At 42.0% G+C, this 13939-nt stretch carries 15 protein-coding genes; 1 reads left to right on the top strand and 14 read right to left on the bottom strand.

Annotated features, from left to right (window positions below; genetic code table 11):
* Positions 1-52 precede the first annotated feature (52 nt).
* Positions 53-292 carry a hypothetical protein gene (locus UNSWCS_RS12475; protein WP_021087430.1) on the bottom strand — a complete coding sequence of 80 codons (240 nt, stop codon included), beginning with the start codon at positions 290-292 and terminating at the stop codon, positions 53-55.
* Between the two features lie 137 nt (positions 293-429).
* Between UNSWCS_RS12475 and UNSWCS_RS04200 the strand changes: the two genes are divergently transcribed.
* The gene (locus UNSWCS_RS04200; protein ID WP_021087454.1) at positions 430-642 is read left to right on the top strand and encodes a hypothetical protein; all 213 of its coding nucleotides are present in this window, start codon (positions 430-432) and stop codon (positions 640-642) included.
* Between the two features lie 62 nt (positions 643-704).
* Here the strand turns inward: UNSWCS_RS04200 and dapE are convergent, their stop codons facing one another.
* The 13 genes from dapE to gatA all read right to left on the bottom strand — a co-directional run bounded on the left by dapE (position 705) and on the right by gatA (position 13857).
* Positions 705-1796, bottom strand: a complete 1092-nt coding sequence (gene dapE, locus UNSWCS_RS04195; protein WP_021087469.1) for a succinyl-diaminopimelate desuccinylase — start codon at positions 1794-1796, stop codon at positions 705-707.
* Positions 1796-3706: an EAL domain-containing protein gene (locus UNSWCS_RS04190; protein WP_021087503.1), complete on the bottom strand. Its 1911-nt coding sequence runs from the start codon at positions 3704-3706 to the stop codon at positions 1796-1798. Before UNSWCS_RS04190 ends, dapE begins: the two co-directional genes overlap by 1 nt.
* Positions 3707-3796: 90 nt before the next feature.
* A complete protein-coding gene (locus UNSWCS_RS04185) occupies positions 3797-5998 on the bottom strand; it encodes an endonuclease MutS2 (RefSeq protein ID WP_021087449.1) in 2202 nt (733 codons plus the stop codon).
* Positions 5995-6339 carry a hypothetical protein gene (locus UNSWCS_RS04180; RefSeq protein WP_021087493.1) on the bottom strand — a complete coding sequence of 115 codons (345 nt, stop codon included), beginning with the start codon at positions 6337-6339 and terminating at the stop codon, positions 5995-5997. Before UNSWCS_RS04180 ends, UNSWCS_RS04185 begins: the two co-directional genes overlap by 4 nt.
* Positions 6333-6650 carry a hypothetical protein gene (locus tag UNSWCS_RS04175; RefSeq protein ID WP_021087459.1) on the bottom strand — a complete coding sequence of 106 codons (318 nt, stop codon included), beginning with the start codon at positions 6648-6650 and terminating at the stop codon, positions 6333-6335. Before UNSWCS_RS04175 ends, UNSWCS_RS04180 begins: the two co-directional genes overlap by 7 nt.
* On the bottom strand, positions 6650-7957 hold the full coding sequence (gene murC, locus UNSWCS_RS04170; protein WP_035143507.1) for a UDP-N-acetylmuramate--L-alanine ligase: 1308 nt from the start codon (positions 7955-7957) through the stop codon (positions 6650-6652). The genes UNSWCS_RS04175 and murC overlap by 1 nt, the downstream gene beginning before the upstream one ends.
* A gap of 86 nt (positions 7958-8043) precedes the next feature.
* Positions 8044-8397, bottom strand: coding sequence for an MmcQ/YjbR family DNA-binding protein (locus tag UNSWCS_RS04165; RefSeq protein ID WP_021087481.1), 354 nt, complete (start codon positions 8395-8397; stop codon positions 8044-8046).
* A gap of 3 nt (positions 8398-8400) precedes the next feature.
* The gene (locus tag UNSWCS_RS04160) at positions 8401-8961 is read right to left on the bottom strand and encodes a DNA-3-methyladenine glycosylase I (protein ID WP_021087509.1); all 561 of its coding nucleotides are present in this window, start codon (positions 8959-8961) and stop codon (positions 8401-8403) included.
* Entirely contained in the window at positions 8958-9752 is a 795-nt protein-coding gene (locus tag UNSWCS_RS04155) for a carbon-nitrogen hydrolase family protein (RefSeq protein ID WP_035143506.1), read from the bottom strand. Before UNSWCS_RS04155 ends, UNSWCS_RS04160 begins: the two co-directional genes overlap by 4 nt.
* Positions 9745-9936 carry an exodeoxyribonuclease VII small subunit gene (gene xseB, locus UNSWCS_RS04150; RefSeq protein WP_004317712.1) on the bottom strand — a complete coding sequence of 64 codons (192 nt, stop codon included), beginning with the start codon at positions 9934-9936 and terminating at the stop codon, positions 9745-9747. The genes UNSWCS_RS04155 and xseB overlap by 8 nt, the downstream gene beginning before the upstream one ends.
* Before the next feature lie 3 nt (positions 9937-9939).
* Entirely contained in the window at positions 9940-11046 is a 1107-nt protein-coding gene (gene metX, locus UNSWCS_RS04145; protein ID WP_021087494.1) for a homoserine O-acetyltransferase MetX, read from the bottom strand.
* The gene (guaB, locus tag UNSWCS_RS04140) at positions 11046-12494 is read right to left on the bottom strand and encodes an IMP dehydrogenase (RefSeq protein WP_021085271.1); all 1449 of its coding nucleotides are present in this window, start codon (positions 12492-12494) and stop codon (positions 11046-11048) included. Before guaB ends, metX begins: the two co-directional genes overlap by 1 nt.
* Before the next feature lie 4 nt (positions 12495-12498).
* On the bottom strand, positions 12499-13857 hold the full coding sequence (gatA, locus tag UNSWCS_RS04135) for an Asp-tRNA(Asn)/Glu-tRNA(Gln) amidotransferase subunit GatA (protein WP_021087492.1): 1359 nt from the start codon (positions 13855-13857) through the stop codon (positions 12499-12501).
* Positions 13858-13939: the final 82 nt, after the last annotated feature.

The following is a 13939-nucleotide window of genomic DNA, read 5'->3' as shown; positions in this document are numbered from 1 at the left end:
CCTGAGCTTGCAAGCACAAAGTTATGACTTATCGCAGCTCCAGCTCCCATGCCTAAAACAAAAAGAGCTGAGCCTCAAAGCCAAATTTGTATTGATTTAGCACTAAATTTGTGATGCTTGCAAAAAGAACGATAGAGACTATGCCATAAAACATCGAGAAGTCACGCTCAAAAATTTTACTGATAGCGCCCACTGAGCAAAATTTACTTCTTTGCATAAATACGCCATTTTTGCCAAGTTTTAGACCAAATATAAGTGCTGTCAAAAGTAAAAAAGCGATGATCGGTGGCAAAAGCCCTATCGCCTTTGCAGTGTCTTTGCTACTTTTTTGGGCATGATATCATCTAAAATATGGCAAATTCGTAGGTATAACTCGCGCCTAATCCCTGAAATTCGTAGTATATCAGCCTGCCAGCTGGACTTGCCAGGATGAATATTTTTAGATTTTGCCTACTTACCACGCTTAGTGCTGGGGTTTGGTGTGCTGTTTTGCTTGGAGTTGGCTATTCTCTAGACTCAAACCCTGACAAACAGACGCTTCTAATAATAACGATCACCATTTTAGCGGTGGTTGCGGTAATAAGCGCGGTCTATATAATGAAGCAGTTTCAGTTTCAGGTAAAAGGTAGCCATTTTTCTTAAAAACTTGTCCTACAAAGACACCAGCGATGGCGTTTAAATTTAACTATTTAATAAAAAAGAGATTAATGAAAATTTTCTATGAGGTCTTTAAAAACTTCATAAAGTTTATTTATTTCATCAACGCTAACTCGTTCGTTTTTGGCGTGTATGCGGTCGTTTATGACGCCAAATTCTATCGCATCTACGCCAAATTCGGCAAAGTGCCTAGCATCGCTCGTGCCGCCTTTTGTGTTTAAAAGTGGCGTAACGCCGGTGATCTTTGTGACAGATGCCATTAAATTTCTTACGATCTTGCTATCTTTGTTGGTTAAAAATCTCTTTGAGCTTTGTTTGATACTAAGCTCGTAGCTAAGCCCATCTAAAACGCTTCTAAGATAGCTCTCAACGTCATTTACATCGGTTAAATTTGAGTTTCTAACGTTAAACATTATGCTAAGCTCGCTTGGCGTAACGTTGCAAACCTGCATGCCACCACGAATGTCCGTCACCACGATCTTGCTTGGGCTAAAAAACTCACTCCCCCCGTCCATATCGTGATCAGCTATCTTGCTTAAAAGTGGAGCTATTAAATTTACTGGATTTATGCATTTTTCTGGGTATGCCACGTGTCCTTGAACGCCCTTTATCACGATCTTACCATTTATCGAGCCACGTCTGCCGACCTTTATGCTATCGCCAAATTTCTTATCACAAGTTGGCTCAGCCACGACGCAAAATTTGGGCAGATCCCTTATCTCACGCAGATATTCAAGCGCTAAAGGCGTGCCGTAAGTGCCATCGCCCTCTTCGTCACTTGTTAAAATGAGGCTTAGTTTGCCTTCAAATTTAGCCTCTTTAGCAGCACAAACAAAGGCAGCCACGCCACTTTTCATATCCTGCGAACCCCTTGCGTAGATGTAGCCATCTTTTTCAAGTGGGGTAAATGGCTCGCTATCCCAGCCATCTCCTGGTGGCACGACATCAACGTGTCCTGCAAAGGCTAGATGCTCCCCGTCTCCATAAATTTTAGAAAGTATGAGATTTTTTGTGCCGTTTTTTTCTATAAATTTAGCCTCAAAATCAGGCAAAAATTTAGCTATAAACTCCAAACTCCCAGCATCATCTGGCGTGATAGAACGAAAGCTTAAAAGCTCTTTTAAAAAGCTAACTACCACTAAAACGCCTTTTTAGAAGGAATTCCCAAGTAAAATCCCTGGAATTCGTCGATGCCTATCCCCTTACAGACGTTAAAGATTTCTTTAGAATGAACATACTCTGCGATCGTTTTTATACCAAGATCCTTTGCAAATGCCACGATCGCGCTTGCGATGGCGTATGAGTCTTTATTGATATCGATGTCTTTGATGATAGAGCCATCGATCTTCACGTAGTCTGGCTTGATCTTTATGATGTAAGAAAAATTTGAGTAGCCAGAGCCAAAGTCATCAATCGCTATCATAGCGCCCATGCTCTTTGCACGCTCAACAAAGACTGAGACGCGCTCAGCACTCTTTAGCTCCTCGTCTTCAACTATCTCAAACACTATCCTGCCAGCGACATTGTGCTTATTTAGTAAATTTAAAACAAGTGCGCTAACGTCGCCATCTATCATATCTCGGCTGCTTAAATTTATAGAAAGAACCAAATTTGGATCTTCAGTGAGGTGCTCAAAGCACTTTTTAATGAGCTGCTTTTCAAGGTCTGCGTAACGCTTGATACGCTTTGAGATATCCAAAAATACGCTTGGCGAGATGACGTCGTCGCGGTCTAAAATTCTTATCAAGCATTCATATTTTATAGGGATCTTTTTCTCGTCAAATATCGGCTGAAAATACGGCACGATGTTATCGTTTATCGTAGCGTTTTGGATAAGTTTTGAGCGCTCGATCTGATTTGCGTATTCATCTTTTTGACTTAGCCCTTTAAAGTAGCAAACATAGTCTTTATCGAGTGATTTGGCTGATTTTAGCGCGATGGTTGCCTTTCTTAAAGTCTGGTCGCTATCAAGCGCAAAGCCTATAGTGTTGTGAATTTCTATATCATCGACCTCTACGCCATTTTCATCTTTTATGCTAAGCATCCTGCCTTTAAAGATATCTAGTAAATTTTCAGCAAGCTCCTCGTATCTGTCGATAAAGTCGTTATTATCTTCAACCAAAGCAAACCTGTCCGCCTCGATGCAATAAGCCTTCATATTCTCATTTTTTGCAAATTCTTTGATGAGATTTGCCATCTGTTTTAGTATCTGGTCACACACGTATTTGCCGTAGTAGTCGTTCATCTTGCCAAAATCATCGATATCCATAAGTATCACTTTTGGATATTTATACTCGCTCACATCTTTTAAAAGCGCAGCCTTGTTAAAAAGTCCTGTCATCGGATCGATATATAGCCTCTCTTTTAGTTCAGCGATCTTAATAGTGCTCTCTTCTTTTACTTTTAGATAGTCAAATTTGATGTTTAGATACTTAAATACAAACCAAAGACAGACCGCAAGCCCTAAAAATAGACCGATCGAGCTTAAGATCAAAGTAAGAGTCATGTTTTTCATCAGCCACTGAAAATAAAATTCATCGCTAGTGCCAGTTATCCTTTGATCTATATGCGCTTTAAAGCCTAAAATATATTCATTTACTGCGACAAACATACATACTTTGGCGCTATTTTCTGGCAAAATTTCAGCCTTGAAATAATTCGTTTGAAAATCATGTGAATAGATGTCGCCACAGCTCTTGTCTTCGTAGTCTTTATTTACGAGGCTTTTGTCTGACGATGCCTCTATCTTAAAGCCATTTTTACCATTTTCTTTTAGCAAAAAGACATCACCAAAGGCGGCATTGCTTATGTAATTTTGAAAATCTAAGACACTAAATTTACTTATATTTTTAAAGTAATTCACATATTGATCTATTAGATACTCAGTCTTTTTTTTGAGGCCAAAGTTGTTTGTAGAGAGCGCATTATTGTATTTATATGAATAGACAGTTAAATTTTCAATTACAAAGAAAGTAAAAAGCAAAACCACGACCAAAGTGACGGTTTTAACCATACTAAAGTGCTTTTTTTGCGATTCGTCGCTTGGCATAAAGTTTAAACTTCCTTTCTTAAATTTTTCTAATAGATTATATCTAAGCTAAATAAAAAATTTCTTTCATTTTTTAATTAAAAATTTAGCTCAAAGTTTAACGATCTTTGCACCATATCCGCCTTGATTTGCCGGTGCATCATGAAATTCTTTCACGCTTGGATGCTCTTTTAAGAAATTTTTAACAGCAAAGGCAAGCTTGCCAGTGCCGATGCCGTGAAATACGCTAACCTCATCAAATCCCATAACAAGACTATCTGAGATAAATTTATCAAGCTTTGCTATCGCCTCGTCAGCTCTCATGCCGTGCAGATCAAGCGAAAGCGAGGCCGTTTTTGGCTTATCAACACTTAAACTTACGCCACCTTTTTTAGGTAAGACTACTTCATTGCCATTTTTTCTTAAAAGCTCGAGTGGCACGCGCAAATTTATACCATTTGACTCGATCATCGCGTCATTTTTTGAGATACTTAAAACCGTGCCTTTTATATTTTCATATTTTACTCTATCGCCTACTTTTAGGCTCTCTCGCTCAGTTTTTTTAGGCTTAACGATGGCAGCTTTTTTCTCATTTGCCACGTTTAGCGCCCTTTGTTTATCTTTTATATCTTTGAAATTTATAACAGCTTTTGCCGCATTTATCGCGTCAAAATACTCTTTTTCAAGGCGAGAAATAGTCGCATTTAGCTTTATCTCATTTCTCTCTTTTAGCTCTTTTTGCTCCTCAAGCAAGCGCTCCAGCCGCTCCTCTTTTGCCGTGACCTCTTTTATCCCCTCATCAAGCTTGGTTTGTAAATTTAGCGTCTTTGTAATGATCTCGTTTAAATTCTCTTTATCTTCGCCGTAAATTTTCTTTGCCTGCGCCACTAAATTTTGAGATATGCCGTATCTTGCCGCCGTTTCAAAGGCGTAAGACTTGCCGATCGTGCCTTTTAAAAATTCAAATTTAGGCCTTTGAGCCGCCTCGTCGTAAAGTGCTGCTACCAGCTCAACCTCTGGATTTTTAGCTAGCAACATCGCAAGGCGCTTGTGGTGGGTCGTGATGATCATTTTGATATCTTGAGTGATGAGGCGCTCTATCATGACGCCATACAAGCTCGCAGCCTCCTCAAAATCGGTGCCAAGCTCGATCTCGTCGATGCCGATGATGATCGATTTTTTAGTAAAAAGCTTTGCAAAATGCACCATCCTGCCAGCAAAGGTCGAGATGTCGTTTTTCACACTTTGCGGATCTTCTATGATCGCGTCAAATTCTTTAAAAGAGCCGATCGTTGAGCGGTTTGCGTCGATACGCATAGGAAGCAGATACTTTGCAAGTAGCGCAGCTGAGATGATTGATTTTAAAAGCATTGACTTACCGCCAGCATTTACGCCAGTTATTAAAAGCACTTTTTTGCTAAAATCCACGCTCACACTCTTTGGGTTTTTAAGCGCTGGATGGGCAAATTTCTCAAGCTTTATAACGTGCGAGCTATTTGGTAAAACAAACTCATAGTCACGCGATCTAGCCAAATTTACGCGCGCTTGATAGGCATCAAACTGATCAAAAGCGTTATTTATAAATTTCAAAAAAAGCAGGCTCTTGCTCATCTGCAGGCTAAATTTCTTGCAGTGCTCAAAAATGATCTCCTCTTTTCTATCAAGCAGCTCGCTTTGCTCCTTTTTTAGGCGCTCGGTGCTTGCAGGTGCGACGTAGAAGTAGCCGCCTGAGCTTCTAGCAATCACGGTGCCTTTTAGGGCGTGATTAAAGCCGCCACGCACCAAAAGTGCCTCTTGCGAGTTGATATAGTGCGTTTGGGTATCGACTAGATAGGGCGTGATGTGCTTTGAGTAGATGAGCTTTTTAAGCTCGGCGTCGATCTGGTGCTTTTTCTCGCTAAATGCCTGCTTTATCGCGTAAAATCGCTCATCCACGCTGTCGCTAAACTCGCCGTTTTCATCAAAGCTGTTTGCCATCTGGCTCATCGCTTCAGGGATTTCAACCTTTGCGATCCACTCGCCAAGCCTGCCTTCAAATTTTTGCTTTTTTAGATATGAAAAATACTTAATGATCTTTGCAAACTCGTAAATTTCGCTGATGTGAAGCACTGCTTGCTTGCTAAGTCTCATAAGCGCATCATCAAGCTCTTTTATCTCATCAGGTGCCTTAAAATCATACTTTGAAAGCTCGTTTATATTTTCAAAGTGGATTTTGCTGTCGCCTTGTAAAAATAGCGGTTTTTGCCTTGCTAAAAAGGAGTTAAATTTATCCAGATACTCGCCCAGATCGAGCTTTGCAAATATATCGTTCATTGCTCGCAACTTTTTATAGGTACGATGACGCCTGAAAGATCGCTAAATTCTCGCTTTGGCAAAAATGACGCAGTGCCAAATTCGTAGTTAAATTTCTCAGCGCTCACGTTGTATTCGCCACATTTTAGTGTTTTGCCCTGCTTAAAGTCAGTCACTAGCTTTGAGATGGCATCCTCGTTTTTTGATAAATTCTCCTCGTAAAAATAGACGCAAACAAGGATCGCTACAAGCACCGCGCTAACGAGCGCTTTTATGCTTTTGCTGATCTTTTCATCTTTTATCGCCCAGATCGCTCCAAAAAGCAGCATCACGCCGGCGATTATTATCAAATTTCTTACCATTTCACGCCCTTATACTTTGCGATGAGCTCCTTGTAAAGCTCGGCATGAGGCTTGATCTTTTCTAAAATCTCAGCCCTAACCTCGCTGATATCTTGCTTTTCAACCAGCAAGCAAACGGCTAGATACGGGGCATTTGGCAGCATATCTTTTATCTGAGCACTATTTAGCTTTTGTGACCTTGCAAGCGCGATCAAGATATCTTTTTTGCCTAAATTTATAAGGCTAGAAATTTCATCCTCGCTTAGCTCTTTTTCTTTTATCTCTTTTAAAATTTCATTTTCATCTTGAGGCTTAAAAGTGCTTAGATCCATTAATATCCGCCTCTTAGCTGCACACTGATATCGCCCGCTCCAAAGCCAACTACGATGCCGTCGCTTAGGCGGTTTTTCACGCCAAATTCATCTGTAAATTCTATCCCCTCTTCAACCCTCTCAACCTTATCTGTAAAGATCGGGTTATACTCGCTAAATTCACTTTTCATATCAACTTCGATCGGATTTTCTCCAGCTGCATAAACTGGCAAGATGACAAGCTCATCAACGCCCTTAAAGCACTCTTTAAAGCCAGGTAAATTTGTGCTAAGCCTTGTGTAGCGGTGTGGCTGAAATATCGCTGTGACGCTCTTTATACCTAAAATTTTGGCGTATTCAAAGACTGATTTTAGCGTCGCTTTTATCTCTGTTGGATGGTGTGCGTAGTCGTCAATAAGGACGAAATTTTTGTTTGCACTAAGTATGTCAAAACGCTTTTTGATGCCTTTAAAATTTAGTAAATTTTCTCTAATGTCTTTTAGTGGCGTCTCGTGCATCGCAGCAAGGATAGCCAAAGATGCGTCTATGGCGATGTGCTCGCCCATGCCAAAGGCTTCAAATTTGCCTAAATTTTTAAGGTTAAAGCTGGTGTATGGCTGATAGTCCCTTACAACCATCGTAAGCTCGGTGATATCGGTACTTGGATAAAGCCTGATCGCATCAAGCTTAAGCGTGCTTAAAAACTCATCCTCAGCGTTTATCACTCTAACCTTTGCGCGCTCCAAAAAGCCCTTGTAGGCTGCGTAAAATTTAGCTAGATCGTAGTCGTAGTGCTCCATATGCTCTGGCTCTGCGTTGGTGACGATGGCTAGATATGGGTTTGAGTTTAGAAAGCTTGAGTCGCTCTCATCAGCCTCAAATACGACGTTGTCGCTTTTGGCGTAGCGCATATTTGAGCCAAATTGCTTTGAGATGGCACCGATGATGACTGAGCCTTCAATTAGGCTTGCTAGCATCGCTGAAGTCGTGCTCTTGCCGTGCGCACCAGCTACTGCGAAAACGCACTTGTCTTCAAGCACGTAAGGCAAAATTTCTTTTCTTGAAAAGCACTTTATGCCCTTTCTTCTGGCCTCCACTAGCTCGATGTTGTCCTCTTTTATCGCAGCTGAATAAACCACAAAGTCTTGATCTTTTATCGCCTCTTTGCAGTGCGGCGTGATGACCTCGATGCCCTCATTTTGAAGCTCAAGCGTCGTCTTGCTCTCTTTGATGTCGCTGCCGCTTATCTTGTGGCCTTTTTCGTGTAAAAATCTAGCGATGGCAGAGATGCCGATGCCGCCGATGCCTATGAAATGGACTTTTTTGATCTCATTGTTTAGCTCTTGCAAATTTTATCCTTAAGTTTTTCGTGATTTTAACAAAAACTACTAAATTTAAGGCTGAAAAATGGCTTTTATTTGCTTAGCTCAAAGCTTTCATCTATCAGGTCAAAAACTGTTTTTTGTGAGATTTTAGAGTTTAAATTTACGCTTATCCAGTGCTTTTTATTCATGTGATATGCTTTAAAAATTTGCCTCTCATCAACTAGCACCATGGCTAGATCAGGGCTGCATTTTAGGTTTAAAACCTCTATCACTTCGTCACTTTCAAGACCTAGCTTGCTAGCGCTTAGCTGCATAAGTAGCGCAAACCACTTCTCATTTTTATTGTGACGAAAGACACTAAAATTTGGATATTTTGGGAAAATTTGCTCGCCCAAAACATCAAATTTCTCTTTTATATATTTTTCAACGTCGCTTCGTTTCAAATTTCACTCCGAAATTCCTTTGCAAAAGCACTCATTTTCGTGATCATAGGTGACACCAACGCCTTGTAAAAACGAGTAGATGATCACAGCGCCTACAAATTTAAAGCCGCGCTTTTTCATATCTTTTGAGATGTGCTCTGAGAGCTCGCTACTTGCTGGCATGTCCTTGGCGCTTTTTATGTCATTTATCACGCGCTTGCCATTTGTAAATTTATAGATGTAGTTATAAAACGAGCCAAACTCAGCACAAAGCTCTAAAAAAGCCTTGGCATTTTTTGGCAGGGAGTAAATTTTAAGGCGGTTTTTGATCGCTCGATCGTCGCTTAAGAGGCTTTGAAGCTTTGCCTCGTCATAGCTGGCGATCTTTTTTGCGTCAAAGCCGTCTAAAATTTGAGCAAGTCCAGCTCTTTTTCGTAGCACATAGTCCCAGCTAAGACCTGCTTGAAAGCCCTCTAAAATGAGCATTTCAAAGAATTTCTTATCATCTTTGACCGCCCTGCCCCACTCACAGTCGTGATAACTCTTGCTAAACTCGCTCTTTTCGGCCCAGGCGCAGCGCTTCATCTTTTAAATTTAGCCTCTATCTGCATAAAGCCCCAGGTGCTTCTAGCCTCGCTAAGCTCCTTTTTGCTAAGCTCATCGATCATCATCTCTTCGTTCTTGCCAAGTCTGTTTTTAACCTCGCCAAATGGGCTAATGAGCATCGAGTCGCCGTAAAAACTCCACTGCTCGTCCTCGCTCTTGTGGCTTCCCACGCGATTTACACGAAGCACATAAACGTTGTTTGTAAAGGCTCTAACCTTTAAAAGCTCCTCCCAGCGCGCCTGCGAGAAAAACGTGCAAGCCGTTGGCACAAGCACGATATCGACCTTTTTAGCGCTCATATACGCCCAGCACACGTCAAAGTGCGCCTCGAAGCCAAACATGACGCCAACCTTAAATTTATCGTATGTAAAGATAGGTAAATTTAGCTCTTCGCTTGCGTTGCTAAAAAACTTCGCCTCGTTCCAGTGCGCATAAGGCATGAGAATTTGCTGGTCGTATAGCTTTACTTGAGTTTGGCTAAATTTAGCTAGGCTTTTAAATATCTCCTTGCCTTTTAAATTTATGATAGGTGCGATGATGTTTAGATCATACTTTTTTGCCATCGCAAAGAGCGCCTCTTTTTTGCGCTCGCTCTGCTCTTTTATGAGGCTTTTTGGCATGCTGGCAAGCTCTTTAAAGAAGCTATTTAGCACGTATTCGCCAAGCACAACCAGCCTTGCGTTTTCATCAGCGCAAATTTTAAGGTAATAATCAAGCCTCGCCTCGCTTAAAGGCTGCGTTGGTAGCTGAAGGGCGCAAATTTTACTCATCATCCACCTGCTTTATGCTAAGTTTTGCATTTTCTAAAATTTCTCTCGCCTCGTTTAAGAGCTTTTTGCCCTGCTCGTGCAGCTTTATGCTGTTTTCTAAGCTCACATCATCTTTATTTAGATCGTTTAAAATTTTATCAGCTAGGGCTAATTTTTCTTCAAAACTTTGCTCTTTTTGCTCCATTTTCTATCCTTTTAATATATTTTTTATATATCCATCAAATTTTTCTATCTCGACCAAAAAGGCGTCGTGGCCGTAGTTGCTATCTATCTCAACAAAATTTGTCTTTGCCTCCCGCCCCATCTCGCAAAGTGCGTCATAAATTTCTCTCATGCAGCTTGGCGGAAAGAGTAGATCGCCTTTAAATGCGATAAGGTGCAAATTTGCTTTTATCGGCGCAAGGGCGTCTTTTAGGTTGTCATAGTGTCTTGTGCAGTCAAAGATATTCATCATCTTTACAATGTATAGGTAGCTTAGTGGGTCAAACCTCTTTGGGAAGTTATAGCCGTTGTACTCCATATAGCGATCGACCTGAAAATGCCCAAAAAGATCGTAAAGGCCGTCAGTTTCTACGTAGCTTCGTCCAAATTTTTTATCCATACTATCAGGGCTTAAAAAGCTGATGTGCCCTGCCATCCTGCCGTAAGCCATGCCTTTTAGCCCATTTTTTCTTATAAATTCCGCGTCGTATTCACCGTTTTTGAAATTTTCATCATTTAAAATGGCTTCGATGGCGATTTTATTAAACGCTATCGCCCAAGGCTTAGTCTGGTAGGTGCTTGCTAGCATTATGATATCTTGCGCAAATTCTGGAAACTCGATAGCGTAGCAAAGTGCCTGCATACCGCCAAGACTGCCGCCTATCACGGCTCTTGCCCTCGTGATGCCAAGCTCGCCAAATAGCCTCATCTGCGCCTTTACCACGTCACTTATGGCAAGGACTGGGAAATTTAGCCTATACTCTTTGCCGCTACTTCTATCCACGCTTAGCGGCGAGGTCGAGCCAAAGCACGAGCCTAAGATATTTACGCAAATAACGTAAAATTTATCCGTATCGACCGCTTTTTTGCTGCCTATTAGCCCGTCCCACCAGCCAGCTTTCTCATCGCCTGCGTATGTGCCAGCAGCGTGGTGTGAGCCAGTTAGGGCGTGACAGATCACGATAACGTTGCTTTTATCAGCATTTAGCGTGCCGTAAGTCTCGTAAATAAGCTTGAAATTTGATAGCATACGGCCACTCTCAAGATAGAGTGGCTCGTTAAATTTAATAGTTCTAGTCTGCAGGTCTAACACTAATTAACTTTGTAGTTTGGTGCCTCGTGAGTGATAACTACGTCATGGACGTGGCTCTCTTTTAGTCCTGCGCTTGTTATCTCGACAAATTCAGCTCTTTCTTGAAGAGTCGGGATATCTTTTGCACCAACATAGCCCATAGCGCTTCTTAGGCCGCCTATTAGCTGATGGATCACATCTTTTATGCTGCCAGCAAATGGCACACGGCCTTCGATGCCTTCAGGTACAAGCTTGTCTTGAGCGGTGCCCTCTTGGAAGTAGCGATCCGAGCTGCCCTTTGTCATAGCGCCTATTGAGCCCATGCCGCGATATACTTTGTACTGGCGACCTTGGAATGTTATAAGCTCGCCCGGGCTCTCCTCGCAACCTGCAAGTAAGCTTCCTGCCATAACGCAAGCTGCACCTGCTGCAAGGGCTTTTGCCACGTCGCCTGAGTATTTTAGACCGCCGTCGGCGATAACTGGGATACCATATTTTGCTGCTTCGCTTGCACAGTCGTCAATAGCTGAAATTTGAGGCACGCCAACGCCAGCAACGATCCTTGTAGTACAAATAGAACCTGGTCCGATGCCTACTTTTATGCCGTCAGCTCCTGCTTCTGCTAGGTCTTTTACGGCTGCTGGATTTGCGATATTACCAGCTACGACATCGACATTAAAATTTGCTTTTACCTCTTTTAAAGTGTCGATGATGCCCTTTGAGTGGCCGTGAGCTGAGTCGATGACGATGACATCTACGCCAGCATCAACAAGCGCTTTAGCGCGGTCTATCTGACCCACGCCAATAGCCGCAGCCACGCGAAGTCTGCCATAGCTGTCTTTATTTGCGTTTGGATACTCTTTGCGTTTTTTTAGATCTTTTATGGTGATAAGTCCGTCAAGTCTGCCGTCTTTATCGACAATAGGTAGCTTCTCAACCCTATTTTGAGAGAAAATTTTCTCCGCATCATCAAGCGTGCAACCCTTTGGTGCAGTGATAAGCGGTGCTTTTGTCATGCGGTCTTTTACCAAAGTGCTCATATTTGTCTCAAATCTCAAATCACGGTTTGTTAAAATTCCTATTAGTTTGCGGTCTTTGTCGATGACTGGAACGCCTGAAATATGAAGATCTGACATAAGGCTTAGAGCTTCAGCCACGGTCGCTTCTGGATTTATAAAGATAGGATCGATGATGACGCCACTTTCGCTTTTTTTAACGCGTTTGACCTCTTTTGCTTGGCTTTCGACGTCCATATTTTTGTGGATGACGCCGATACCGCCGAGCCTTGCCATCATGATAGCAGTTCTATGCTCAGTCACCGTATCCATCGCAGCAGAGACGATCGGGATATTTAGCGTGACATTTTTGCTGATCCTGGTTTTTACATCAACTTGCTTTGGCAAAATTTCAGAGTATTGCGGCACAAGAAGCACATCCTCAAATGTTAAAGCTCTCTTTACTATCTTCATATTTTTATCCTTTTATTAAATTTTCTAGGCTCTTAGCACCATTTATCAAGGTCTGTTCGTCCCACGCTTTTGCGGTGAGCTGGGCGCTCACGTTTAAATTTTGATCATCTTTGCCAACTGGCACAGAGATAGCTGGTAGGCCTGCTAAATTTACGCTGATCGTGTAAATGTCGCTTAGATAGGCCTGAAGTGGATCGCTGTGTGCTCCAAATTTATAAGCTGTGCTTGGAGCAACTGGCATGAAGATGAGGTCATTTTCTTCTAAAATTTTCTCGTACTGAGCTTTTATATGCGCTCTTGCTTTTTGCGCTTTGATGTAGTAAGCATCGTAGTATCCGCTACTTAGCACAAATGTACCAAGTAAAATTCTTCTTTTTACCTCTTCGCCAAAGCCTTCAGATCGCGAATTTACATATAGCTCTTTTAAATTTTTAGCCTCTGCGCGTCTGCCATATCTTACGCCATCGTAGCGGCTTAAATTTGCGCTTGCCTCTGCGGTTGCTATGATGTAGTAGGCAGCAACGTCATATTTTGAGTCTTCAAAATTTGTGTAAGTTACGCTGTGACCGTGTGATTTTAGCTTTTCGATAGCTAAATTTAAAGCAGCTTTTGTCTGCTCGCTTGCATTTTCTACGTAGTTTTTAACAACGCAAATTTTTAGCTTTTTCTCGCTATCTATCTTGTCGCTAATGCTAACAAACGGCACATCTGCGCTCGTGCTATCTTTTGGGTCGTGTCCAGCGATCGCGTCATATAAAATGGCTGCGTCTTCTACGTTTTGCGCGATTGGGCCTATCTGATCAAGGCTGCTTGAGTATGCGCCAAGGCCATATCTGCTCACTCTGCCGTAAGTTGGCTTAAAGCCCACACATCCGCAAAATGCCGCTGGCTGGCGGATCGAGCCACCAGTATCGCTACCAAGTGCTGCTACTGCAAGACCAGCTGCGACTGCTGCTGCCGAGCCACCGCTACTGCCACCTGGGACGTGAGCGTGATTTAGTGGGTTTAGTGTTTTGCCGTAAAATGAGCTTTCAGTCGTGCTTCCCATCGCAAATTCGTCCATATTTGTGCGGCCAAATGGAGCTAAATTTTTGCTAAGTAGCTTCTCGATAACGGTTGCGTTATAAGGCGCTACGTAGCCTTGTAAAATTTTAGAAGCGCACGTGACGCTCCAGCCTTTTACCTGGATGTTGTCTTTTATAGCGATAGGCACGCCCTCGCCTAGTTTTGCGATCTCTAAATTTGCTAGCTGCTCGACATAAGCGCCAAGCTCTTTTTCTTTTATGATCTTTGCCTCAAGCTCGGCTCTTAAATTTTTTATCTCTTCAGCTGAAAATTTTAAAGCTTCTTTTAAAGTTACCACTATTTTTATCCTTTAAATTTATTAACCAAAAATATGCCAAACAAGCTAACAACGACCACCGCAGCGATCGTTGCTATTATGA

The sequence above is a fragment of the Campylobacter concisus UNSWCS genome (genome assembly GCF_000466685.1).
GTDB lineage: Bacteria > Campylobacterota > Campylobacteria > Campylobacterales > Campylobacteraceae > Campylobacter_A > Campylobacter_A concisus_A.
Note: the sequence above shows the minus strand (reverse complement) of the source record. Positions and strands in the feature narration are given on the sequence as shown.

Coding starts and splice junctions, on each gene's coding strand:
- UNSWCS_RS04180 (WP_021087493.1), bottom strand. CDS start 6,339: ATGGTAAGAAATTTGATAATAATCGCCGGCGTGATGCTGCTTTTTGGA.
- UNSWCS_RS04190 (WP_021087503.1), bottom strand. CDS start 3,706: ATGCCAAGCGACGAATCGCAAAAAAAGCACTTTAGTATGGTTAAAACC.
- UNSWCS_RS04175 (WP_021087459.1), bottom strand. CDS start 6,650: ATGGATCTAAGCACTTTTAAGCCTCAAGATGAAAATGAAATTTTAAAA.
- UNSWCS_RS04160 (WP_021087509.1), bottom strand. CDS start 8,961: ATGAAGCGCTGCGCCTGGGCCGAAAAGAGCGAGTTTAGCAAGAGTTAT.
- UNSWCS_RS04185 (WP_021087449.1), bottom strand. CDS start 5,998: ATGAACGATATATTTGCAAAGCTCGATCTGGGCGAGTATCTGGATAAA.
- xseB (WP_004317712.1), bottom strand. CDS start 9,936: ATGGAGCAAAAAGAGCAAAGTTTTGAAGAAAAATTAGCCCTAGCTGAT.
- UNSWCS_RS04155 (WP_035143506.1), bottom strand. CDS start 9,752: ATGAGTAAAATTTGCGCCCTTCAGCTACCAACGCAGCCTTTAAGCGAG.
- guaB (WP_021085271.1), bottom strand. CDS start 12,494: ATGAAGATAGTAAAGAGAGCTTTAACATTTGAGGATGTGCTTCTTGTG.
- UNSWCS_RS04200 (WP_021087454.1), top strand. CDS start 430: ATGAATATTTTTAGATTTTGCCTACTTACCACGCTTAGTGCTGGGGTT.